At 67.2% G+C, this 23,358-nt stretch carries 20 protein-coding genes and 3 tRNA genes; 3 read left to right on the top strand and 20 right to left on the bottom strand.

Annotated features, from left to right (window positions below; all coding sequences use genetic code 11):
• Positions 1-7: 7 nt before the first annotated feature.
• From uvrC to HMPREF3114_RS18535, 11 genes are all read right to left on the bottom strand, one after another.
• Positions 8-1,852: an excinuclease ABC subunit UvrC gene (uvrC, locus tag HMPREF3114_RS18485; protein ID WP_053500510.1), complete on the bottom strand. Its 1,845-nt coding sequence runs from the start codon at positions 1,850-1,852 to the stop codon at positions 8-10.
• Entirely contained in the window at positions 1,849-3,261 is a 1,413-nt protein-coding gene (locus HMPREF3114_RS18490) for a hypothetical protein (protein WP_053500512.1), read from the bottom strand. Before HMPREF3114_RS18490 ends, uvrC begins: the two co-directional genes overlap by 4 nt.
• Entirely contained in the window at positions 3,258-3,746 is a 489-nt protein-coding gene (locus HMPREF3114_RS18495) for a low molecular weight protein-tyrosine-phosphatase (RefSeq protein ID WP_053500514.1), read from the bottom strand. Before HMPREF3114_RS18495 ends, HMPREF3114_RS18490 begins: the two co-directional genes overlap by 4 nt.
• Positions 3,743-4,516, bottom strand: coding sequence for a 3-deoxy-manno-octulosonate cytidylyltransferase (gene kdsB / locus HMPREF3114_RS18500; protein WP_053500516.1), 774 nt, complete (start codon positions 4,514-4,516; stop codon positions 3,743-3,745). Before kdsB ends, HMPREF3114_RS18495 begins: the two co-directional genes overlap by 4 nt.
• A 75-nt stretch (positions 4,517-4,591) precedes the next feature.
• Positions 4,592-5,611: a tetraacyldisaccharide 4'-kinase gene (lpxK, locus tag HMPREF3114_RS18505; protein ID WP_053500518.1), complete on the bottom strand. Its 1,020-nt coding sequence runs from the start codon at positions 5,609-5,611 to the stop codon at positions 4,592-4,594.
• Positions 5,611-7,359 (bottom strand): lipid A export permease/ATP-binding protein MsbA, encoded by a 1,749-nt coding sequence (msbA, locus tag HMPREF3114_RS18510; RefSeq protein WP_053500520.1) that lies wholly within the window; start codon positions 7,357-7,359, stop codon positions 5,611-5,613. Before msbA ends, lpxK begins: the two co-directional genes overlap by 1 nt.
• Positions 7,356-7,778 carry an ExbD/TolR family protein gene (locus HMPREF3114_RS18515; protein ID WP_005415977.1) on the bottom strand — a complete coding sequence of 141 codons (423 nt, stop codon included), beginning with the start codon at positions 7,776-7,778 and terminating at the stop codon, positions 7,356-7,358. Before HMPREF3114_RS18515 ends, msbA begins: the two co-directional genes overlap by 4 nt.
• Before the next feature lie 3 nt (positions 7,779-7,781).
• Positions 7,782-8,444, bottom strand: a complete 663-nt coding sequence (locus tag HMPREF3114_RS18520) for a MotA/TolQ/ExbB proton channel family protein (RefSeq protein WP_005415976.1) — start codon at positions 8,442-8,444, stop codon at positions 7,782-7,784.
• 3 nt (positions 8,445-8,447) lie between these two features.
• Entirely contained in the window at positions 8,448-10,847 is a 2,400-nt protein-coding gene (locus HMPREF3114_RS18525) for a DNA internalization-related competence protein ComEC/Rec2 (protein ID WP_053500522.1), read from the bottom strand.
• 59 nt (positions 10,848-10,906) lie between these two features.
• The gene (locus HMPREF3114_RS18530; protein ID WP_005415974.1) at positions 10,907-12,250 is read right to left on the bottom strand and encodes a sensor histidine kinase; all 1,344 of its coding nucleotides are present in this window, start codon (positions 12,248-12,250) and stop codon (positions 10,907-10,909) included.
• 1 nt (position 12,251) lies between these two features.
• Positions 12,252-12,923, bottom strand: a complete 672-nt coding sequence (locus tag HMPREF3114_RS18535) for a response regulator transcription factor (RefSeq protein ID WP_049415866.1) — start codon at positions 12,921-12,923, stop codon at positions 12,252-12,254.
• 176 nt (positions 12,924-13,099) lie between these two features.
• Here HMPREF3114_RS18535 and HMPREF3114_RS18540 point away from each other — a divergent pair, with 176 nt between their 5' ends.
• Positions 13,100-13,384, top strand: coding sequence for a hypothetical protein (locus HMPREF3114_RS18540; protein WP_053500526.1), 285 nt, complete (start codon positions 13,100-13,102; stop codon positions 13,382-13,384).
• Between the two features lie 96 nt (positions 13,385-13,480).
• Here HMPREF3114_RS18540 and HMPREF3114_RS21250 read toward each other — a convergent pair whose 3' ends face one another.
• Positions 13,481-13,621: a hypothetical protein gene (locus HMPREF3114_RS21250; RefSeq protein WP_171955946.1), complete on the bottom strand. Its 141-nt coding sequence runs from the start codon at positions 13,619-13,621 to the stop codon at positions 13,481-13,483.
• A gap of 182 nt (positions 13,622-13,803) precedes the next feature.
• Between HMPREF3114_RS21250 and HMPREF3114_RS18545 the strand changes: the two genes are divergently transcribed.
• Positions 13,804-14,106, top strand: coding sequence for a hypothetical protein (locus HMPREF3114_RS18545; RefSeq protein WP_053500528.1), 303 nt, complete (start codon positions 13,804-13,806; stop codon positions 14,104-14,106).
• A gap of 126 nt (positions 14,107-14,232) precedes the next feature.
• Here HMPREF3114_RS18545 and HMPREF3114_RS18550 read toward each other — a convergent pair.
• The 3 genes from HMPREF3114_RS18550 to uvrB all read right to left on the bottom strand — a co-directional run bounded on the left by HMPREF3114_RS18550 (position 14,233) and on the right by uvrB (position 16,611).
• Positions 14,233-14,307, bottom strand: a tRNA-Val gene (locus tag HMPREF3114_RS18550).
• Between the two features lie 98 nt (positions 14,308-14,405).
• Positions 14,406-14,480: transfer RNA gene (locus HMPREF3114_RS18555), tRNA-Val, on the bottom strand.
• 106 nt (positions 14,481-14,586) lie between these two features.
• The gene (gene uvrB / locus HMPREF3114_RS18560) at positions 14,587-16,611 is read right to left on the bottom strand and encodes an excinuclease ABC subunit UvrB (RefSeq protein ID WP_005415968.1); all 2,025 of its coding nucleotides are present in this window, start codon (positions 16,609-16,611) and stop codon (positions 14,587-14,589) included.
• A 128-nt stretch (positions 16,612-16,739) separates the two neighbouring features.
• Between uvrB and HMPREF3114_RS18565 the strand changes: the two genes are divergently transcribed.
• Positions 16,740-17,285, top strand: coding sequence for a GspH/FimT family pseudopilin (locus tag HMPREF3114_RS18565; protein ID WP_005415967.1), 546 nt, complete (start codon positions 16,740-16,742; stop codon positions 17,283-17,285).
• 52 nt (positions 17,286-17,337) lie between these two features.
• On the opposite strand, the gene HMPREF3114_RS18570 is transcribed toward HMPREF3114_RS18565, so the two are convergent.
• The 5 genes from HMPREF3114_RS18570 to HMPREF3114_RS18590 form a co-directional block, all read right to left on the bottom strand.
• Positions 17,338-17,414 (bottom strand) — tRNA-Asn (locus tag HMPREF3114_RS18570).
• Between the two features lie 47 nt (positions 17,415-17,461).
• Positions 17,462-17,869, bottom strand: coding sequence for a type IV pilin protein (locus HMPREF3114_RS18575; protein ID WP_005415966.1), 408 nt, complete (start codon positions 17,867-17,869; stop codon positions 17,462-17,464).
• 23 nt (positions 17,870-17,892) lie between these two features.
• Positions 17,893-21,660, bottom strand: a complete 3,768-nt coding sequence (locus tag HMPREF3114_RS18580) for a pilus assembly protein (RefSeq protein WP_053500314.1) — start codon at positions 21,658-21,660, stop codon at positions 17,893-17,895.
• A 13-nt stretch (positions 21,661-21,673) separates the two neighbouring features.
• Positions 21,674-22,195, bottom strand: coding sequence for a pilus assembly PilX family protein (locus HMPREF3114_RS18585; RefSeq protein WP_032954069.1), 522 nt, complete (start codon positions 22,193-22,195; stop codon positions 21,674-21,676).
• A gap of 5 nt (positions 22,196-22,200) precedes the next feature.
• The gene (locus HMPREF3114_RS18590; protein ID WP_005415963.1) at positions 22,201-23,358 is read right to left on the bottom strand and encodes a PilW family protein; all 1,158 of its coding nucleotides are present in this window, start codon (positions 23,356-23,358) and stop codon (positions 22,201-22,203) included.

Raw genomic sequence — 23,358 nt, forward strand, 5'->3', positions numbered from 1 at the left:
TCTCTCTCTACTCGGCCGCATCAGGCGTGGCCAACCCGTGCAGGTTAGCGTAGATACGTGCCGCGAGGGCGTCATTGATGCCTTCCACCTTGGCGATTTCCGCTTCGCCAGCGGCTTTCAGGCCCACAAGACCGCCGAAATGCTTGAGCAGGCTGGCGCGGCGGCGCGGCCCGATGCCGGGGATATCCTCCAGCTTGCTGGTCATCCGCGCCTTCTGGCGGCGCCCCCTGTGGCCGGTGATGGCAAAGCGATGCGCCTCGTCGCGCACCTGCTGGATGAACTGCAGCGCCGGGTTGGCCGCGCCCGGGCGCAGCTCGCGGCCATCGGGCATCACCAGCGCTTCGTGGCCGGCGCGGCGCTCCACGCCTTTGGCCACGCCCACCAGCAGCACGCCTTCCACGCCCAGGTCGGCCAGCGCGGCCTGCGCCTGCGCCAGCTGACCGGCACCACCGTCGATCAGCAGTACGTCCGGCAGCACGCCCTGCTCTTCCACCGCACGGCGGAAGCGCCGATCGATGGCCTGGCGCATCGCGGCGTAGTCGTCGCCCGGCTCGATGCCGCTGATGTTGAAGCGGCGGTACTGCGCGCGTACCGGACCGGCGGCGTCGAACACCACGCACGAGGCCACAGTGGCCTCGCCCAGCGTATGGCTGATATCGAAGCACTCGACCCGCTTGACCGGCTCGGCCAGGCCCAGCATCTCGCGCAGTGCATCGCTGCGCGCATGCTGCGCATTGCGGCTGTTGAGTTCAGTGGCCAGGGTGAGCTGCGCGTTGCGGCTGGCCAGCTCCACATAGCCGGCGCGCTCGCCGCGCACGTTCCACTTCAGCTGCACCTTGCGCTCGGCCGAGGCCGACAGCGCCGCGACCAGCAGGTCAGCATCGGGAATCTCGCGATCCAGCAGGATCTCGCGCGGCGGCTCGAATTCGATGTAGTACTGCGAGACGAACGCGGCCAGCACTTCCTCCGGACTCTCCTCGCCATTGGTGCGCGGGAAGAACGGGCGGGTGCCGAGGTTGCGGCCATCGCGGAAGGCCAGCAGCAGCACGCAGGCCTGCGAACCCTGCATGGCCACCGCCAGCACGTCCAGGTCGGCGGCGCGGCCGTCCACGTACTGGCGCGTCTGCATGCTGCGCAGCGAGGAGATCAGGTCGCGCAGGCGCGCGGCCTGCTCGAACTCCAGGGCCTCGCTGGCGGCCTGCATCTGCTCGCCCAGCTCGCGGGTCAGCTCGTCGCTCTTGCCTTCCAGGAACAGCGCAGCACGGCGCACCGATTCGGCGTAGTCCGCGGCCGGCACCAGCTCCACGCAGGGCGCGCTGCAGCGGCCGATCTGGTATTGCAGGCACGGCCGCGAGCGGTTGCGGAACACGCTGTCCTCGCAACTGCGCAGCTTGAACAACTTGTGCATCAGGTTCAGCGTTTCGCGCACTGCGGTCACGCCCGGATACGGCCCGAAATAGCGGCCGGGAATGGCGCGCGGGCCCCGATGCAGGGCGATGCGCGGCCAGTCCTCGCGGGTCAGCAGCACATGCGGGTAGGTCTTGTCGTCGCGCAGCGAGACGTTGTAGCGCGGCGACAGCGACTTGATCAGCTGATTCTCCAGCAGCAACGCCTCGGCTTCCGAGCGCGTCACGGTCACGTCCATGCGCGTGATCTGCGAGATCATCGACATGATCCGCGCGTTCTTCGGGCTGCCGTTGAAATAGCTGCCGACGCGGTTGCGCAGCGCGCGCGCCTTGCCCACGTACAGCAGGGTGTCGTCGGCCGCGTACATGCGGTACACGCCGGGGGCGGTGCTGAGCTGGGCCGCGAAGGCCTTGCCGTCGAAGGCCGGGGCGGGAACGTCGGTCATTCGCTGATCGGGACTTCGCTGAGCACGCCGCTGTCGGGGTCGAATCGCAGCACGGCATGGGCGTCGGTCTCGGCGATCCACACCGCACCTGCGCCCACGGCCAGGCCAGCCGGGCCGTGCAGGCGGCGCGGCAGCGGCTGGGTGGTCAGTTCACCGCCGCCCAGGCGCAGCGTGCGCAGGCGACCGTTGCCGGTGTCGGCGATCCACAGCAGCGGGGCGTCCGCGCCCAGTGCGATCGCCTGCGGGAACTGCAGGCTGGCCTGCGCGCGCGGGCCGTCTTCACTGCCGAAGCGCCACGGCCCCTGCCCGACCAGTGTCTGCACCAGGTCACCACGCAGTTGCAGTGCACGGATCGAGGATCCCAACGCATCGGCGACGTACAGCACCTGCTGCACCACGGCCAGCGCGGTCGGTTGCGCGAAGGCAGCCAGATGGCCACTGCCATCACGCTCGTCGATGGAACCACTGCCGGCGCGCCATTGCAGGCTGCGCTGGCCCAGGTGGTAGCTCCAGATGCGGTTGTCGCCGGCCATTGCGATGTGCAGCTGGTTGTCGGCGATGGCCAGGCCAACCGGATGGTCCAGCGAGACCTGCCGCGCCTGCGCCACCGGGCCCTCCACCGGCGCGCCGGGTCGCCCGTTGCCGCACAGCGTGTCGACGATGCCGGTCAGCAGATTGATGCGGCGCACGGCATGGTTGCCGGTATCGGCGACGTACAGCGAATCGCGCTCCAGCACCAGCGCCTGCGGGCGGTGGAACGCTGCTTCGGCGAGATTGCCATCCATGAAATCGGCGGTGCCGAGGCCGAACTGACGAAGGATGCGGCCGCCATGGCTGCATTCGAGAATGCGGTGATGGCCGCTGTCGGCGATGTACAGGCGTTCGGTGCTGACCGCCAGGCCCTGCGGGAAGCGCAGGGCCTGGCGCGGTTCCGGATGCAGTTCGCTGCCGCCACGCGGCGGCGCCGAAGGTGCACCCTGGCACAGCGCGTTCAAGGCGCGCTCCAGTTCACCGGGCGCGCCCTGCCCGACCAGCCGTTGCTGTTCGCGGCCCTGCGCGTCCAGCAGCACCATCGTCGGCCAGGCGGTAACGCCGAAGCGGCGCCAGCCATCCCAGTCGGCATCGAGCAGCACGGGCATGCTCAGGCCCTGACGGCGCAGCAGCTTCAGTGCGGCCGTGGCATCGCGTTCGAAATCAAAACGCGGCACCTGCAGCACCAGCGGCTGCAGCTTGCCCGGGTGGCGCGACATCCATTGACCGAACTCGGCCAGGCGTTGCGCACTCCAGGCGGAGGCCGCATTGACGAACAGCAGCGCGACCGGCCGGCCGCGCAGTTCGGTCAGGGTGCAGGGGGTGGCATTGAGCCAGGTGGCGAATTCGGGCAGGTCCGGGACGGGCTGGACGTTCATGACCTGATTATGCCGGAGTCGGCGTCATGCAACAGTCGTGCCACCGCACGTTTTGCAGCATCGTCGACCAGCGACCAGACCTGTTCGAAATGATCGCTGCCGCCGGTGTAGGGGTCAGGGATGGCTACCCGCCCCTGCCCGCCGGACCAGGGCAGGTACAACGCCAGCCGTTCACGCTGGGTCGCCGACGCCAGGCGCCCGGCATCACGCAGGTTGGTCTCGTCGGCACACAGGATCCAGTCGAAACGGTCGAAATCCACCGCCTGCAGCTGACGTGCGCGCAGGCCGCCAATGTCCACGCCGTGTCCGGCCGCGCAGGCGATCGCGCGGCGGTCCGGCGGCTCGCCCACGTGCCAGTCGCCCGTACCGGCCGAATCGACCTGCACCCGCCCGGCCAGCGGCGAGGCATCCAGGCGTGCGCGCAGCGCCCCTTCGGCCATCGGCGAACGGCAGATGTTGCCGAGGCAGACGACCAGCAGCCTCATCGCGCGGCCATCGCCTGCAGCAGCCCCTCGGCGCGCTCCAGGTCCTCGGGCGTATCGATGCCCGGCGGGAACGGCTCGGGCGAGATCGCCACGCTGATCGGGTAGCCCGCTTCCAGCACGCGCAGCTGCTCCAGCGATTCGACCTGCTCCAGCTGGCCAGGCGGCATCGCCGCGAACTGCTGCAGGAAGCCGGCGCGATAGCCATAGATGCCGATGTGGCGCAGCCAGTGATGGCCGTCCGGCAGCGTGTCGCGGCTGCGTGCGAAGCCGTCGCGGTGCCAGGCGATCGGCGCGCGGCTGAAGTACATCGCCTCGTTGCGCACGTTGCGCACCAGCTTCACGACGTTCGGGTCGAACAGGGTGTGCGCGTCCTCGACGGTCGTGGCGAGAGTCGACATCGGCGCAGTGCCAGCGACCAGAGCATCGGCCACCGCGCGGATGCCGGTCGCCGGCGCGAACGGTTCGTCGCCCTGCAGGTTGACCACCACCGTGTCATCGGCCCAGCCGGCAATGCGTGCGCACTCGGCCAGGCGATCGGTGCCCGAGGCATGCGTGGTCGCGGTCATCGCCACCTTCACCTCGGCCAACCCGGACAGCGCATCGGAAATGCGTTGGTCGTCGGTCGCCACCCAGACCTCGCGGGCACCGGCCTGCAGCGCGCGGCGCGCCACATGCAGCACCAGCGGCTCACCGCCCAGCGGGCGCAGCGGCTTGCCCGGCAGCCGCGAGGCGGCAAAGCGGGCCGGAATGGCGACGACGAATTCGGTCATGCGGGCGGTTCTCGGCAGGCTCGTTACAACGGGAATGCGGCCAGCGGCGCGTGAATGCAAGCGCCGCCGCGCCACTCAGTTCGGTCGCAGCTTGTCCAGGCGATCGGTCAACGCCACCCAGAACGCGGCGGGCAACTCGGCACGCAGCGGAACCGCGTAGTGCCAGTCGTTGCCGAACGCCCGGCATTTCACCGCATCCTTTTCGGTCATCAGTACCGGCAACTGGCTGCCGAAGGACAGGTCCTGCGGCTGGTAGGCCTGGTGGTCGGCAAACGCATGCGGCACCACGCCGATCCCGCGCGCGCGCAGCATGTCGAAGAAGCGCTGTGGATGGGCGATGCCGGCCACCGCGTGCACGCGCTGGCCCTTGAAGTACGCCAGCGGGCGCGCGCGGCCACCGGCCAGCGGCTGCGCACTGTCGATGTGCAGGGACATTGGCCACTGGCCGAAGCCACAGGCCTGTGCCGCGGTCTCCTCATCGGCCTGGCCGAGGTTGACCACGCGGAAATCGCACTCGCTCGCGCGGCTGACCGGCTCGCGCAACGGCCCGGCCGGGATCATCCGGCCATTGCCATAGCGACGCTGGGCATCGACCACTTCGATCTCGATGTCGCGCGCCAGCCGGTAGTGCTGCAAACCGTCGTCGCAGACGATCACATCGCAGCCGGCCTCGATCAGCGCCTTGCCGGCGGCGACACGGTCACGGTCCACGCGCACCGGCACGCCGGACTTCCAGGCGATCAGCACCGGTTCGTCACCGCCCTTCGCGGTTGGCGTATCGGCCTGCACCCACAGCGGCTTGTCGGCGTCTTCGCGACCATAGCCGCGGCTGGCCACGCCCGGCTTCCAGCCGGCCGCGCGCAGGCGCTCGACCAGGGCAATCGTCAGCGGCGTCTTGCCGGTACCACCGGCGGTGATGTTGCCGACCACGATGACCGGCACCGGCAGCGAGTGGCGCTTGCGCCAGCCACGCCGATAGGCGCGCCGGCGCAGTGCGGTGACACCTGCGTACAGCGGCGCCAGCAGCCGCATCGCCCACGGAACCGGGGTGCCGTCATACCAGTACGGCGGGGTCTGGGTGCCCTTGCCGGCCATCAGTCCTGCCTTTCGCGGAACTGCATGCTGTGCAGATGCTGGTACAGGCCGCCCAGTTCGAGCAGCTCCTTGTGCGTGCCGCGTTCAACGATGCGGCCATGATCCATGACCAGTACCTGGTCGGCATGCTCGATGGTCGACAGCCGGTGCGCGATGACCAGCGTGGTGCGTTCGGGCATCAGGCGCTGCAGCGCGTCCTGCACCAGGCGCTCGGATTCGTTGTCCAGCGCCGCAGTGGCTTCGTCGAGGATCAGGATCGGGGCGTCGCGCAGGATCGCGCGGGCAATCGCCAGGCGCTGGCGCTGGCCACCGGACAGCAGCGCGCCATTCTCGCCCACCGGGGTCTGCAGCTGCTGCGGCATGCGTGCGATGAACTCCCACGCGTTGGCGGCCTCGGCCGCCGCGCGGATCTGCTCGTCGGTCGCTTCCATGCCATAGGCGATGTTGGCAGCGATGGTGTCATCGAACAGCATGACCTTCTGCCCGACCATTGCCACCTGCCGGCGCAGGTCGGCCAGCGGGTAGTCGTCCAGTGCCACGCCGTCGAGGGTGATGACACCGCCGCTGGGCTCGTAGAAGCGTGGCACCAGCCGGATCAGGCTGGTCTTGCCACTGCCGGAACGGCCGACAATGGCCGTCACCGTGCCTGGCCTGGCAACGAAGCTGATGTCATCCAGGGCGATGCCGCTGTCCTCGCGGTAACGCAGCATGACGTGGTCGAACGCCAGTTCGCCCCGCACGCGCTGCACGTGTCGCTGCCCCTGGTCGCGCTCCACTGGCATGTCGAGAATGCCGAACAGGCGCTCGGCAGCAGAGACACCGCGCGAAATCGACGTCTGTACGCTGGTCAGGCGGCGCAGCGATGGAATGATGGCCATCATCGAGGTCATCAGGCCCATGAACTGGCCGGCATTGAGCCGGCCCGCCAGGGCCTCGCGGGTCGATACCCAGACGATCACCGCCAGCGCCAGTGCGGCCAGGAACTGCACCACGCTGGAGGCGGCGGCGCGGGTGACCTCGACCTTCATGTTCAGCGCCAGCATGCGGTTGGCCAGGCGCGAGTAGCGCGAGATCTCATGCTGCTGGGTGCCGTGCACCTTCACTTCCTGCTGCGCGGCCAGCGACTGCTCGGCAGTCTGCGCCATGGTGCCCATGCCGTCCTGGATGCCGCGGCTGATGCGGCGGTAGCGCTTGCCCACGTAGGACACGATGCCACCGATCAGCGGCACCACCAGCAGCATTGCCAAGGTCACCTTGACGCTCATCTGCAGCATCACCGCCAGCATCGCGATGATGGTGAGGGTGTCGGCCACCACGGTCTTCAGCGCGTCGGCGCTGGCCTGGGTGACCTGCTCGGTATCGAAGTTCAGGCGGCTGACCATCACCGGCGTCGCTTCGGTATCGAAGTGCGACGACGGCAGGTGCAGGTACTTCTGCAGCACCTGCTCACGCAGGTCGCGGACCACGCTGCGGCCAGTCTTGGCCAGCGTGTAGTCACTGACCCAGGTGGCCACGCTACGCATCAGGAACAGGCCGAGGATGGTGAGCGGCAGCACCACGGCCGCGCGCGGCTGCGGGTCGACGAAACCTTCGTTGACCAGCGGCTCCATCAGCTTGGTGAAGTGGTAGCCGGCCAGGGCCTCGACCACCATGGCGATGACCGCGCCCACCATGAACACCCAGTAGGTGCGGGTGTAGCCCAGCAGACGTTTGTAGATCGGCCACACCGGCGCGTGATGGGAACTCATGGACGCACCTCTGGCGCAGTTGCAATGGCGATACGACGGAAACCGAGTTGACCGAGCGCGTCCTGCGCGGTCACCACGGCCTGGTAGGGAGTGCGTGCGTCGGCGCGCAGCAGCACGGGCTGGCTGCGGTCACTGCCGGCCACGGACGCGATGGTCTGCTTGACCGACTCGACGTCGCTGCGCAGCACTTCCTGGTCATTGATGAAATAGCGGCCTTCGGCGTTGATCAGCACGCTGAGCGAACGCGGCGGCTCGTTGTTGGGCTGCTGGCTGGCGGTAGGCAGCTGCACCTGCAGCGTCGAGCGCGCATCGAAGGTGGTGGTGACCACGAAGAAGATGATCAGCACCAGGATGACGTCGATCAGCGGAACCAGATCGATATGCGGCTCATCCTGGGAGCGGTCATTGCCGATACGCATCGATCAGGCCTTCGCCGTCGCGGCGTTGGCCGGTCGCGCCGGCGCGGCCGGGTTCATCACCCCGGGGCGACCGTCGAGCGTGTCCAGCAGGGCACTGGCTTCCTGCTCCATTTCCACCACGTAGCCGTGGATGCGGCCCTTGAAGTAGCGATGGAACATCAGTGCCGGAATGGCCACGATCATGCCCGTGGCGGTGCACACCAGCGCCTTGCCGATACCGCCGGCCAGCTGGTTCACGTCGCCCACCCCATGGTCGAGGATGCCCAGGAACATCTGGATCATGCCGATCACCGTGCCCAGCAGGCCCAGCAGCGGGCCGGCCGAGGCAATGGTGCCCAGCGCGTTGAGGAAACGTTCCATGCGGTGCACCAGATGGCGGCCGGTGTCCTCGATGCGCTCGCGGATCTGGTCGCGCGGACGATTGCGGGCTTCCAGCGCGGCCGCCAGCAATGCCCCCAGCGGCGAGTTGGCACGCAGGGTCTGCAGGTGCGCCGGGTCAAGCTTGCCGCGTGCGGCCCAGTTGCGCACTTCCTGGCCGAGGCCGGGCGGCAGCACTTCAGTCCGCCGCAGGGACCAGAAACGCTCCAGGATGATCGCCAAAGCCAGTACGCCCAACAGCAGCAGCGGCACCATCGGCCAGCCACCGGCCTTGACCAGTTCCCACACGTTTCAACCCTCTGGCCCAACGGCCGCTTGTTTGATCGGCGATAGGATAACAGCCGACCGCGCCCGCCCAGCGGCATCCCACCACCGGGATGCATGGATACGCTGTTCACGCAGCTGCAGCCCTTGTGCGCCAAGCCATACGCGGATCGCCCCGGACTCCGCAGTGGACACCACCTCGGCTCCCTGCGCCTGCCAGCGCCGGACCACGTCCCGGCGCGGGTGGCCGAAGCGGTTCTGGTGCCCGGCCGAAACCAGCGCCAGCCGGGCTGACACCGCCGCCACCCAGGGCGCGCTGGAGCTGCCGCCGCTGCCATGGTGCGGCACCAGCACCACATCCGCCTTCAGCGCCGCCGGAGACGCCCGCAGCAGCGCCTGTTCGGCCGGGCGGCCGATGTCCCCGGGCAACAGGACCCCACCATGCGCGCTGGCCACGCGCAGCACGCAGCTGTCCTCGTTTTCAGCCCGCTGGCTGCCGGCATCCGGGTGCAGTACCTGGAAGTCGACGCCGTCCCAGCGCCAGCGCAGGCCGCGTTGGCAGCGCCCGGCCCCGGCGATCGTGCTGCCCGGCGGCGCCAACAGGGGCAGCTCCGGCAACTGAAGGCGCAGGCTCGGCAGGTTGCCGGCATGATCGAGATCGTCGTGACTGATCAGCACGCGGTCGGGCCGTGCCTGCCCCAGCGCCCGCAATGACGGAACCAGGACCCGCTCGCTGCCCTCACCCCCGATCGGCGGTCCCACGTCGTACCAGAGCGCATGCCGCGCGGTACGCAGCAATACCGCCGTGCCCTGCCCGACGTCGTGCACCAGCAGCTCCAGCTCTCCCTCGGCCGGCCGCTCGCGCAACGGCCACAGCAGCGGCAGGCACAGCAGGAGGCCAGCCAGCCCGCCCCCGGCACCGCGTGGCAGCAGCCACCAGAACACGCCCAGCAGCGCCGCCGGCACTGCCCAGGCCGGTGCCTCGGCCAACCACCACATCGCCTGTGGATGCGCCGCCAGTGGCTGCAGGGCCTGCCAGCTGGTTTCGAACAACCACGCCGCTGCGCGCCACGCCCAGCGCCCGGCGCCGTCATGCAGCACCTGCAGGGCGGTGCCGAGCAGCGACAAGGGCACCACCAGCAATGTCCACCACGGGATGACCGGCAGGTTCACCAGCGGCCCCAGCCAGGCGGTGCCACCGAACAAGGCGATGCCCAGCGGCAACAGGCCGACGCTGGCCACCCCTTGTGCGGCCAGGAACCCGCGCAGGTTTGCGACCACCCCACGCGGACGTCCCTGCGGCAGGCACCAGACCAGCCACAGGACGCCGCCGAAGCTGAGCCAGAAGCCCGCGGAGAGCACTGACAGGGGCGCCGGCAGCAGCAGCGCCAGCGCCGCCAGTGCAAGCCCCTGCACGAGACCCAGTGGGCGCCGCCCGCTACGCGCCAGCGCCACCAGCCCGATCATCAGTGCAGTGCGCACGGTCGGCAATTCACCGCCGGCCAGCACCGCATAGCCCGCTGCGGACAGGGCCGCGGCGCAGGCCGCCGCCTGGGGGCGTGGCCAATGCCGGGCCAGCAGCGGGCACAGCCACCACAGCCCTCGACACAGCAACGCCCCCAGCCCGGCCACTACCCCGACATGGAATCCGGAAATGGCCACCAGATGGGTCAGGCCCAGCGCCCGCAGCTGATCCCAATCGGCGTCGGACAGGCCACGCGTATCGCCCAAGGCAAGTGCCTGCACGAAGCGCGCGGCTGGATGGGCCACCTGCGCGGCGATGGCGGCGCTGGTGCGTTCACGCCATGCCGGCAGGCCATGCGCGGCCTGAAGCTCGCGCGCGCTGGCCGGCGCCCGCACCGTGCCGTTGCCGGACACGCCGCGCAGCAGCGCGTGGCGTTCACCGTCGAAACCACCGGGATTGATCCGCGAACGCGGCGCCCGCACGCGCAAGGCCAGATGCCACTGCGCGCCGGCCAGGACCTGATGGCGCCCACGCCCGGCGTCGGTGGCGTCAGCGGCACGCCAGGCATCGTTCCAGGTGACCTGCAGGCGCTTGCCGCGCAGCGATGGCAGTTCGCTGCTCTCGCTGACCTGCAGCAGGAAGCGGGTGTGCGCGGCTCCATGGTCCGGCAGATCGATGACCCGTCCACTGACCACCACATCCCGTGCTGGCTGGCCTGGCGGCAGCTGTTCCTGCATTGCCCAGTGCCCATGCATCGCCGTCCATCCGGCGCCCAGCAGCACGACCGCGGGCAGGCGCCCCCGCCAACGCAGGCCCCACCCCGCCATGCCAAGCACGATCATCACCGTGCAGACCCACAGCGGCGGCAGCCGCGGCAGCTGCACGCAGGCCAGCGCCCCCAGTGTCAGCGCCGCAGCGGCGCCACTGCCCAGCAAGGGAGACGGGGAAAGCTGGACGGCCATGGGTCCAGCCTGCCGCTACCGGCGGCAGCTTGCCTATCGGGACTTGCCCCGCAAACGCGTCAGCGCCGGACGCTACCGCGATGGAAATTGACCCGGAAGCTTGCGCCGCCTCCCGCAGCCTCACCGACACTGACCGAGCCACCGTGGTGCTGCACGATCTCCTTCACCAGGTGCAGGCCCAGGCCACTGCCGCTGCCCGCCGCGCGCAGGCGATGGAACGGCTCGAAGATCGCCTCGCGGTCGCTCACTGGAATGCCCGCACCCTGATCGCTGACCTCCAGCAAGCCGCGCGCATCCAACCGCACGCAGATGGTGCCACGGCCACCACCATGCACGATCGCGTTGTGCACCAGGTTGGCAATCACCCGCCCCAGCGCCAGACTGTCGCCGTGGATCCACACCGAAGATTCCGGCGCGTCCACTTCGAATCCATAGCCGGCGCCCACCACCAACGGCGCCAGGTCCGCGGCTGCCTCACGCACCAGCAGGGCCAGGTCCAGCCGCTGCAGTGCGCCGACATTGCGGTCAAGGCGCTGCAGATCGAGCAGGTGCTCGGCAACATTGCCCAGCCGCGCCACGTCGGTCAGCAACTGCGACTTCAGCTCGCCCTGCGGCAGCTGAGACAGTCTCGCCTGCACCACGGCGATCGGCACGCGCAATTCGTGCGCCGCGTCGGCGAGGAACTTGTCGCGCGCTGCATAGCCCTGCTGCACCTTGTCGATGGCATCGTTGAAGGCTTCCACCAGCGGCGCCACTTCCGTGGAGACCAGCCGCGCATCCAGCCGCGCACCGGGCTGGCCGATATCCAGTTCCTTGGCCTGCTGCGCAGAACGGCGCACGCCGCGCATGGCACGGTGGATCACGGTCGGCATCACAAGCAGGGTGACCACGATCAGTGGCAGGAAGAACCACAGGCCGATCAGGCGCAGCACCATCAGCGCGCCATCCAGCAGCCCCCCCTTGGGCGCGCCACCGACCATCACGGTGATGCGGCGCCCGTCCTCGTTGCGGATCATCACCCGCGCCACGTCCAGATAGGGGGGCACCAGCGAGCCCAGTTCCGTGGCGCCCACGGTCGGCAGCCGCGCGAGCATCGGCGCGTGGATGGCTGGGATGGTGCCGCGCTCGAGCCACATGCCCTTGTCATCCACCGCGGCGAACCAGAGATTTCCCCCGGCGTTGGCATCGAGCTTGTCCCAGCGCGCCTGGTCCAGCACCAGGCGCCCGCCTTCGCTGTGCACCGCCTTGGCCACCGCCTCGGCAACGAACATGTCCATGCCCCAGGAGTCCTTGTCACCCCAGGTCAGGATCAATGCGACCACCGCGAACAGTACGGTGAAGGCCTGCGCCAGGAAGAGGCGCCAAGCCAGGCCAAGGGTGATCGAACGGATCGGACGGGCCATCTCAGGCCTCCGCCAGCAGGTAGCCGACGCCGCGGATCACATGGATCTCCACCCCCGCCCCGGCCTGCTGCAGCGCTTTGCGCAGCTTGGAGATATGCGCATCGAGCGCATTGGATTGGATCTCATCATCGAACCCGTACACTGCAGCCTCCAGGGCACTGCGGGTAACCGTGCGGCCCTGCCGCATCGCCAACGCCTGCAGCACCAGCACCTGCCGACGTGGCAATGCCAGGGGCTGGCCCTCCACCTGTGCCTGCAGCGATTCGAAATCGAACTCGAGCCGCCCCAGCCGCAGGCTCGGCGTCACCATCGCCGAAGGCCTGCGCGATACAGCGCGGATGCGTGCCATCAGTTCCTCGATCGCCACCGGCTTGACCAGATAGTCATCGGCACCGACGTCCAGGCCTTCGACCTTGTCCGACAGCGTCCCCTTGGCGGTGAGCATGATCACCGCCAGGTTCGGCCGCAGCGCACGCGCCGAGGCGACGAATCCGGCGCCATCGCCATCGGGCAGCTGGCGATCGAGCAGCAGCAGCTGGTGCACCGGTTCGCGCAACGCGAGCGCGGCCTCGGCCAGGCTGCCGACCACATCGGCGACCACGCCCTGCCGCTCCAGGCCCGATTGCAGGGCGCGGGACAGATCAGGATCGTCTTCGACCAGGAGGATGCGCATCAGGGACTCGTCAACCGGAAACGCTGCCGATCATAGTGCCTGGCGCTATGGTTTTGCGCCCATGCATGCCAGCGGTTGCAGGCGCAATGTTCTGACAATGTTGCCCCTTCAGCATGCGCAGCCATCACCCGCAATGTGGCCGAACGATGCTGTCGCTGCCCCTGACAAGGACCCCCATGGCCTCCGTCTCCCCCACCGCAGAAGCCCACGCGATCCTGCGTGCACCGGACCTGGACAGCGCAGAACGCGCCTATCTGGGATTGATGCCCGACCTTGAACATGTGAATGCACTGGCCCGCCGTGCAGTGGGCCTGTCACGCGTTGCCGACGCGGCACGCGGCTATGCGTTGTCGATGACTCTGGTCGGACTGCGCCTGCAGGAGCTGGAGATGGGCGAGCCAACGGCCAGGGAACATCGCCAGGCCACCCTGCGCAGCCTGCGCCAGGCCTTCAGCGCCTGACAGCACCCGCACAGGCACTGCCGCCGCACTGGCGGCAGCGGGAGTGATCGGGTCAGCAGGTCCCGCCACCCGGCAGGCCCGGCGCGGCAGCGTCATTCAGCGCAGCGTGGTCCACGCCAGCAGCGCGCTCAGGATTGCGACCCAGATCACTGCCTTGAACGTGCCTTCCAGCATGTTGCCGCCGAACAGGCGTTCCATGAGCGGATTGGGCCTGGACACCGGGACGTGATCACTCATGCGGCAGTTCCTTGCAGTAATCGCGCAGTTGCGCAGTAGCGCCGAGTCTACGCCTGCGCGGCCCGGATTCATCGCCATCTGCCTGCCTTTGGCGGCCCAATCCCCGCCTTCGTCGCAGGCCGGCTGCGGTGCCCGGCCGACCATGCCAGCCTGCACGCACTTTCCCGCTGGAGCACCGTGCCATGCCGATGCTTGCCCTGATCCTGCTGTTCTCCAGCCTGTTCGGCGACGGCTGCGGGCCCACCGAGGATGCCCTGCGCAGCCAGATCCTGCGCACCGAGGATCGGCAGGCCATGCATGAAGCGCAGCCCCTTCAGCTCTATCACCTGCGCCAGGACCGCGTGCTGCGGCTGGGCAGCCAGCAATCGACAGACGACACTGGCGCCAGCCCTCATCCTGCGCTGGCCCGGGTAGGTGTGGCGCAGCTGTGGGAACGCGTCGACGGCCAGTGGCGCATCCAGCGTTCGATCAGCATTACCCACTGATTTCATTCCACTGAACCGGCACGGATGCAGCTTCGCGGGAACGCCAGGCTCCCCGGAACGAAAAAAGCCGGCCCCGGGGCCGGCTTTCATCGTTTCCACCACTTCACCGGCAACGCCGGGAGCAGGTGGTGGGCGGTACAGGGTTCGAACCTGTGACCCCTACCATGTCAAGGTAGTGCTCTACCGCTGAGCTAACCGCCCATCTTGTTCTTGCCGCCCGAAGGCTGGCCTTGTTACGTAAAAACCCGGCGCCAGGGCCGGGCTTTGCAGTTCACGACAGCCCTCTTCCGAGGACTTCGTGGTGGGCGGTACAGGGTTCGAACCTGTGACCCCTACCATGTCAAGGTAGTGCTCTACCGCTGAGCTAACCGCCCGTTTTGCTTCTGCATTTCCGCGATTGCGTCGGTGCAGGCCGCGTATATTACGGATGCGGGCCGTGAAGCGCAACACTTTTGTGAAGATGATGCTGCACTGCCACGTTCAGCCCAGGCTGGCTTCCTTCAGCTGCCGGATCTGGTCACGCACCCGTGCGGCATCTTCGAATTCCAGGTCCTTGGCGTGCTGGTACATCTGTTGTTCCAGCGCCTTGAGACGGGTCGCCAGCTGCGCCGGAGACAGCGAACGATAGTCGGCCGCTTCTTCGGCCACACTCGCCCGGCCCTTGCCCTTACCCTTCTTGGCTTCCTTCTCGGCGGCATCCGAACGCGCGCCTTCGAGGACATCGACGATCGGGCGCGCCACCGAGCGCGGCACGATGCCATGTTCTTCGTTGTACTCGACCTGCTTGGCACGGCGCCGGTCGGTCTCATCGATCGCCGCCTGCATCGAGCGGGTGATCTTGTCGGCGTACAGGATCGCCTTGCCGCGCACGTTGCGTGCGGCGCGGCCGATGGTCTGGATCAGCGAGCCGGTGGAGCGCAGGAAGCCTTCCTTGTCGGCATCGAGGATCGCCACCAGCGATACCTCGGGCATGTCCAGGCCTTCACGCAGCAGGTTGATGCCGACCAGCACGTCGAACTTGCCCAGGCGCAGGTCGCGGATGATCTCCACGCGCTCGACCGTATCCACGTCCGAGTGCAGGTAGCGCACGCGGATACCGTGTTCGGTGAGGTACTCGGTGAGGTTTTCAGCCATGCGCTTGGTCAGCGTGGTGACCAGCACGCGGTCGCCCGCCTTGATGCGCGCGTTGGCCTCGCTCATCAGGTCGTCGACCTGGGTACCGACCGGCCGGATCTCCACCACCGGGTCGATCAGGCCGGTTGGGCGCACCACCAGTTCGGTGATCTCGTCACCGGCTTCACGCAGTTCATAGGGCCCGGGCGTGGCCGACACGTAGATGCTGCGCGGGCAGCGCTCCTCCCATTCCTCGAAGCGCAGCGGGCGGTTGTCCAGCGCCGACGGCAGGCGGAAACCGAACTCAACCAGGGTTTCCTTGCGCGAGCGGTCACCCTTGAACATGGCGCCGATCTGCGGAATGGTCACATGCGATTCGTCGATCACCAGCAGCGCATCCGGCGGCAGGTAGTCGAACAGGGTCGGTGGCGGCTCGCCGGCATTCTTGCCGGTCAGGTGCCGCGAGTAGTTCTCGATGCCGTTGCAGTAACCGACCTCGGCCATCATTTCCAGGTCGAACTGCGTGCGCTGCGCCAGGCGCTGCGCCTCCACCAGCTTGTTCTGCGCGTAGAGCTGCTCCAGCCGCTCCTTCAGCTCTACCTTGATCGTCTCGATCGCCGCCAGCACGCGCTCGCGCGTGGTCGCATAGTGGGTCTTCGGGTAGACCGTGAAGCGCTGCATGTTGCGCAGCGTCTCGCCGGTGAGCGGATCGAACAGGGTGATCTTCTCGACCTCGCCATCGAACAGTTCGAGGCGCAGTGCTTCGCTGTCCGACTCGGCCGGGAACACGTCGATCACTTCGCCGCGCACGCGGAAGGTACCGCGCTGCAGCTCGTACTCATTGCGCGTGTACTGCAGCTGGGTCAGGTGGTTGATCAGGTCGCGCTGGTCAATGCGCTCGCCCTTGGACAGGATCAGGCGCAGTGAAAGGTAGTCTTCCGGCGCACCCAGGCCATAGATCGCGGACACCGTGGCCACCACGATCGCGTCCGGGCGCGACAGCAGGGTCTTGGTCGCGGCCAGCCGCATCTGCTCGATGTGTTCGTTGATCGAACTGTCCTTCTCGATGAAGGTGTCCGACGACGGCACGTAGGCTTCGGGCTGGTAGTAGTCGTAATAACTGACGAAGTACTCCACCGCGTTGTGCGGGAAGAACGCCTTGAACTCGCCATACAGCTGCGCCGCCAGCGTCTTGTTCGGTGCCATGATCAGCGTCGGCTTCTGAACGTTCTGGATGACGTTGGCGATGGTGTAGGTCTTGCCCGAGCCGGTCACGCCCAGCAGGGTCTGCTTGGCGATGCCGGCCTCGAAGTTGCTGGTCAGCTTCGCGATGGCGTTGGGCTGGTCGCCCGCCGGCGAATACGGCGAGACAAGTTCAAAACTGTCGCTCATGGTGTTGCCAGTTCCCGGGAAGGGTCAGTATACGGGGCGAGGGGTGACGGCCGGCTGAGGGGTCTCCGGGCAGACCGCTACGGGGATTCCCGATGGCGGCCGCACAGCCGGGCGCGGAGGCTGGATGCATGCGCACTGCCCAAGCCCCCTGCCCGCTCGGCCCCCGCTCTGCGCGGGGCGTGCACCTGACCGAACTGCTGGTGGTCATCACTGTGCTGGCGGTGCTGCTGGCCGCGTCCTGGCCGGCGCTGCAGCCCCTGCTGCTGCGGCAACGCGCCGATGCACTGCAACTGACCCTGCATGCCAGCCTGTCCGGCGCACGCAGCGAGGCCGTGCGCAGACGGGAGCTGATCGGCCTCTGCGCCAGTGTCGACGGCCGGCACTGCAGTGACGACTGGAGCGCCGGCTGGATCATCTACCGCAGCGGCGACCAGCGCGGGGAGCCTGCCTCGCCGGAGGCGATCCTGAGCCACCACACCGGGCGCTCGGACGTCTCGATCCTTGCCCAGGCCAGCAGCGGGCGTCCGCTGCTGTTCTTCCAGGCAGATGGACGCAGCCCGGGGGCCAACCTGACCCTGCGCATCTGCGCGGGCAACCAGCTGCATGGCGCATTGATCGTCAACAATGGCGGCCGCGTCCGGAGTGAGCGCGTGAACCGCGATACGCCCTGCTGAATGCCTGCGCAGAAAAGCAGAAGCCGCGATTTCTCGCGGCTTCTGCAGTATCTGGCGCCCGAAGTTGGACTCGAACCAACGACCCCCTGATTAACAGTCAAGTGCTCTAACCGGCTGAGCTATTCGGGCGGGGAGGCGCATTGTACTGGTCGATTACAGGAAGATCAACACCTGTTTCACCAGCAGCTGGCAACGCCACCGTCGGCCGTCTTGCGGTTGGCCTGGTCCACGCTCAACTTGCCACAGCTGTCCTTGGCCTGCGTGCCCTGCGGGGTGGCGGTGATGGTGAAGCTGGTGCCGTCTCCCTTGTAATCCAGGTTGTAGCGCGCAGTCCCTCCATCACGCGGCGACACCTTGGTCGGCAGTGCGTAGCCGGTGTAGGAGTTGTTGCTGGTGTGGTAGCGCTCCGCACGCTGCGCATACTCGGCCAGGTCCGCCTTCACCACGGCGCGATGCGATCGGCGCACGTACTCCTGGTAAGACGGAATGGCGATCGCCGCCAGGATGCCGATGACGATCACCACGATCATCAATTCAATGAGCGTGAAGCCAGCCGCGCGGCGAGGCATGGGAGTGTGCAACATGGGCGTGGATCCTCGCACTTGGGTTACTGGAGCTGGCGCCAGGACTGGCGACCGCACGGGTAAGGCAGATACAGCGACTGGCTGCCCGCAGCACCCACCGCCATCCAGCAGGAGCTGCCACCAGGCGGTGCCTTGTTGTCCGTCGGACGTGGCAACACCGACAGCGAAACGTCACGCACCGGCGCGGTTCCTCCTGTCTTCAATGCAATGGCCGCGGTGCCGGAGGCGGGTCGGCTGCCGGTCGGCGAGCCATAACGGACGTTCTCCAGCATTGGCAGGCCGCTGATCGACGACAACCCGAACAGCCAGTTCGAACCACTGGTCGAACAGCCAACCGTTTCCATGTTGGGTACATAGGTCGGCATGAAGACAATGCCACTGACCAGGATCGGGTTACCTACTGCGCGTTCACCGTTGCCGGCAGGCAGCTGGATCATCCAGCCGCGGGCGTTGGCCGGCGCCGCACCCGCGGTGATCTTGCGCTCATCAACGCCTGCAGCGGCGGCCGCGGCCGTGTACGGTACCAGGTTGGCAGCGGTCACCGTCGAGGTCACCGTCTTGCCCGACAGATCGTTCACGGCGTACAGCGCCTGCTGCGACTTGTCATCCTTGTCGCTGGTGAAGGAGAAGCTGCCGGTGCCGAAGTAAAGCATCACGCCGCCCGAAGGACCGGTCGCGGCGGTCATGCCACCGGTGATCGGCTGACGGTAGGTCCTGTTGGAGGAGTCCTGGGCAACCTGGCTGGTGAACATCGGCACGGTCAACGTGGTATTCGCACTGCTGGTCAGGTCGAACTTCCACACGGCGCCACGCTGATCGGCGGCATAGACGGTGTCGGCCAGGCCATCACGACCGCGCGCATCCTGGTTGGTACCGGTCCAACGATCGACAACGACCACATTGCCCAATCCGTTGTCACCGGAGATGCCAGCGCCCGAGGTACCCTCGACGGCTTCGATCATCCGGATGTCGCCACTGGCCATATCGACCACGAACAACACCGCCTTGCCGTTGGCGCTGCCGTAGCCATTACCGAAGATCGCCTTCCAGGCCACGCCGGTGCCACTCTTCACCGGCACGATCACCGGCTTGCCCAGCACGAAACCGATGTTGTTGCGCACCTCATCCCGCAGCGACGAATTGATGTCACTGATTTCCCACAGCACGTTGCCGGTGCCGAAGCTGCCCGGCGTGGTGACGTCCAGTGCGAACACCGAACGGCCACCCGCACCCGTGGTGCCTACCAGGCTGGTCTGCCAGGCGGTGCCGTTGAACGTATCGGACACCGTCACCGGACCATCGACGTAGTAACGATGACGGAAGGTCTGGTCGGCCGTGTCGGACTTGTAGGGGAACAGCAGGTTGGCCATGTGGCCCAGCGCGGTGGCCGGGATGTAGGCAAAGCTCTCCGTGCCACCGGTGCCGTCCTGCTTGGCATCGGCCTTCATGCCGCCGTCGAAGGCGTGCAGCATGCCGTCATTGGCGCCGACATAGACCATGTACCGCTGCGACTTGGCCTTGGTGGCCAGGTAGTCCGTATAGCTCTTTGCGTAGGTGCCACCCAACTGGCGGTAACCGTAGTCGTCCAGCGGCGAGCTCACCACCGGCGCCGAATTGACGATGTCACCCAGCGGCGTGGTGCGGTCACGATACTTGCCACCGTTGCGGACTTCGGTCGAGCTGTCGGCACTGAGATAGTTGATCGCGCTGGCCAGATCAGCCTTGATCGCCGTCAGCTTGTCGGTGGAGCACACCAGCATCGTCGCGTACTTGCCGTCAGGCTTGCTGCACAGGTCCTGCAGGCTGATGCGGGCGCTGTTGAAATCCACGGGCGAACCCAGCTTGTTGGCGACGATCCGGCGGCCGGACGATGTCAGGCGGCTGGAGGCTTCCCACACCTCGGTGAGCTCGGCCACCTGGTTGGCGTTGACCTTGACGCTGGACGCGGTCAGCTTGCTCGACCAATCAGTGCCGCTGTTGGTGATGTCATAACGCGGGGTGACCGCCAACGAGCCGGTACCGATGCGTGCACCACTGATACCGATCGTGCCTGAAGGCGACGCACCACCGGTGATCGAGGACAGTACCCGGCGCATGGCCTCGGTGACGTCGGCCGGCGTCTGCGCATTGATGAACTCGCCACGGCTGTTGACGGCCGCGTGCCACAGTTCATCGATGACCGTACCGTCGTCGACATTCAGCGGGTTGCCGTTGCCAGCCCAGTTCGGCGGGTTCTTGTAGGGATCGTCGGTCGCTGCCTGGTTGACGCCATAGATCTTGCCCTGCGCGCCCAGGGTCACGCCGTAGAAGTTCATGTGCAGGTCGGTCTGGCAGTCCAGGCGCTTCCAGTCCGGGCTGCTCTTGTCCAGCGAACTGCACTTGTCACTGACCGGCACCTGGCCGGCCGGGAAGCTGGTGCCGGTGCGCAGGGGTGTGCGGGCGCCGGCATAGGCCGCCGCCGCGATGTCGGCGATGGTATTGCTGTAGCCATCGGCGAACGGAATGGACGGCAGGTGCGTGGAATTCACCGAGTCCGCATCACCGAACGATCCGTTGGGTGCATTGCCGGAGTTGGTGTAGCCGTCGGTGAACAGCATGCCGCCATTGCGCTGGCAGGCCAGCTGCACGGGGGCGTCGGCATCGGTACGACGGAACTGGTCGACCAGATATTCAACCGCGCGGCGGTTGGGCGTGCCGCCATTGCCGGTGAGCGTGTAGATCTGCTTGTAGAGATCGGCACGATTGGTGACCATGTCATACATGGTCGCGTTGCTGAGCTTGTTGATGGTGAAGTAGCCCACGCGCATCGTATCGACGCTCACCAGGGCGGCAGTCGACGAACCGACGATGGCCAGCACGCGATTGCGGTGATACTGGAACCAGTTGGAGAAATTCTGGATCGCGGCGTTGTAGGCGGCCGGGCTCGAGTAGTTGCCCGACTTGATCTGGTAGCGGCGCATGTCGCAGCCCGGACCACAGGCACCCTTGATCACCGGGCGACTGGCGTCGTCGGTCTTGTATCCGTCCGGTGCAGGCGCTGCGGCCGGCAGGTAGAAGGTGGCCGGGAAGTAGCTGATCGCGTATGTGGTATTGCCGGTGTTGCTGATCGCAGCGGTCTTCCACCCGCCATCCCACCAGCTGTCGACATAGTATTCATTGCCGGTGCCGGAAAGGTCGGGAATCCGCATGCCGCTGACGAACTGGAACTTCTCCGACGTCTCGGCGCGATTGACGGTCATGTTGTACACGGCATTGTAGCCGCGCTGCCCGGACCGGGGATCGGCGCGGGTCTGGGTGATCGAGGCATTCGGCCACAGCGTGCCGTCGGCATTGGTCCACGGCCGGTAGGTCACTGCCGGGTTGAAGTAGCTGGCGTTGTAGACATGGGAACGGGCAAAGCCGTAGATGTCCAGCGGCGGAATGGCGCGACCCGGCGAATATTCCTTGTTGAATTCCGCGTGCGGGTACAGGTAGAGGTAGCAGTCCGCCGAACTGGTCGAACACGCCGAACCGACACTGAAGAAGCTTCCGTCATTGTTGAAGAAGCTTCCGGTGCTGGTGTTCCAGCGCATGCGGCCGTCACCACCGGGGAACATGCGCTCGAAGTTCATCGAACCCGAATCGTCCACCGCCATGATGAACGCCGGTGTCGCGCGGGTCTGCACGTTCATCGGCTCCTGTGCCAGCACGCCCTGCGCCTGTGCGGCAAACAAGGTATGCGCCAGATAGCCGCCAGCGGCCAACACGGCAAGGCCAACGCCTGCCAGGATCCTGCGGTTGCGAGTGTTCATGGGTTCCCCACCCTCACAGCTTGAATACGGTATCGATCGCCGCACGCGACGTCGCATCACTGGTGGTATCACCGGCATAGGTCGTGATCTGGTAGACCGGCGTTGGCTTCTCCACCGACTTGCCCATGTCCAGCGCACCCTCCCCCTGGATGCAACCCTGGATCTCACGGACATAGATGGCCGGCTTGCTGCCCAGCTTGGTTTTCGCGACCCAGGCCGACGGATCGAAGCCGTCATCGCACTGCTGGCTGATGTCGGCGGACGCTACGGCCGGATTGGCACCGGCATCCTTGCGATTGGCGATGTTCTCCACCGCGTTCTCGGCGCTGCGCGCCGCGCCTTCGGCGTTCTGGAACGCCATGTTGGTCGCCCGGTAGCCGGCCGCCATGCGCTCCTGCATGCCGGCCACCTGCATGCCGATGACGCCCAGCAGGGCCAGCAGCACCAGCATGATCAGCGCGACGTAGAGAACGGCACCCTGCTGTCGTGCCTGGGCAACGAAGGGACGGCGTCGGGAGGAAGGATGAGTGCGCATGGTCGTCAGTTCCCGAACAAGCGGTTGCGCAGCGCAACGGACGCTTCATAGGCGCCCCGATGGCGCTGGTCATAAGGATCGGCCGGGGCAAAGCCCACCCCGAGGATGGCCGGATAGGTGGCCGCGCTGCCCGGCGCCTCGGCCGACGCACGCTGCGGGCTGCGCGCCAGCAGGCCGACCTGCACCATGCCGACGCGGCGCCACTGCCCTGCGGCGGTGGCATCGGTACCGGTGCTGACCGCACTGGCCACGCGCTGGTCGACGATGCGACCGGTCGGCGGTGTGGGCAGGGCGATATCCGGGGTGGCATCCAGTCCGTACAGGAACTGCATGTTCTCGATGCCTTCCACCAGCTCCTCGCCATCGGCGTAGCCGCCGGCGCCATTCGCGCGTGCCCGGTAAAGCGCCGGCTCGCCATTGGGATTGGTCGCGATGTAGTACGCCATGCCATCGGCGCGATACAGCATGGTCATCGCGTTGTTGATCGAATAGTTGCTCAGGTCGACCTTGTCCACCTTCACCGTCGAACCGCTGATGGTGGCCGGGAACACGTCGGCACGGGTGCAGTCGGCTATGCCGAAGACCGTCGGCGCACCTGCGGCGTTGGCCTTCAGCCGGGCCATGCCATCACTGGAGACGGTCAGCGTGGTCGCGCCCGCGGCCACGGAGATGCCGGTCACCACGGCCCCTTCCGGACTCATCAGGCGCAGCACCAGGATGTCGCTGCCCGGCAGTGGCGCCGGCTTGAGGTTGGCGATGCTCTTCGGCACCGACTGCGCCGCGCTCCACGCGCGGCCTAGAGTCAGGGTGGCGCCCGGCGCCGTACCTGCCGCCTCATACCCCTGCACCGGAACCGAGAAATCCTGCGGGTCGCCACTGCCCGAGCTGATGCCCAGGTGATAACCGACATCGCCGGTGTTCTTGACCACATGAGCCTGGTCGTTGACGCAGCCGAAGTGGCCGGCCATGCGCAGGTCACGCTGCAGGAAGTCCAGCGCGAAGCGCGCGTTCTCCTGGGTACGGGCCGCACCTTCGGACAGGCGCGATGCCGCACGCGAGGCGATGAAGATCTGGGTGACGCCCAGCATCAGGACCAGGCCGATGACCATGGCGATCATCAGTTCGATCAGCGACAGGCCTCGGGTGCGCGAAATTGGACTCAT

This window comes from Stenotrophomonas sp. HMSC10F07, from assembly GCF_001807895.1.
GTDB lineage: Bacteria > Pseudomonadota > Gammaproteobacteria > Xanthomonadales > Xanthomonadaceae > Stenotrophomonas > Stenotrophomonas sepilia.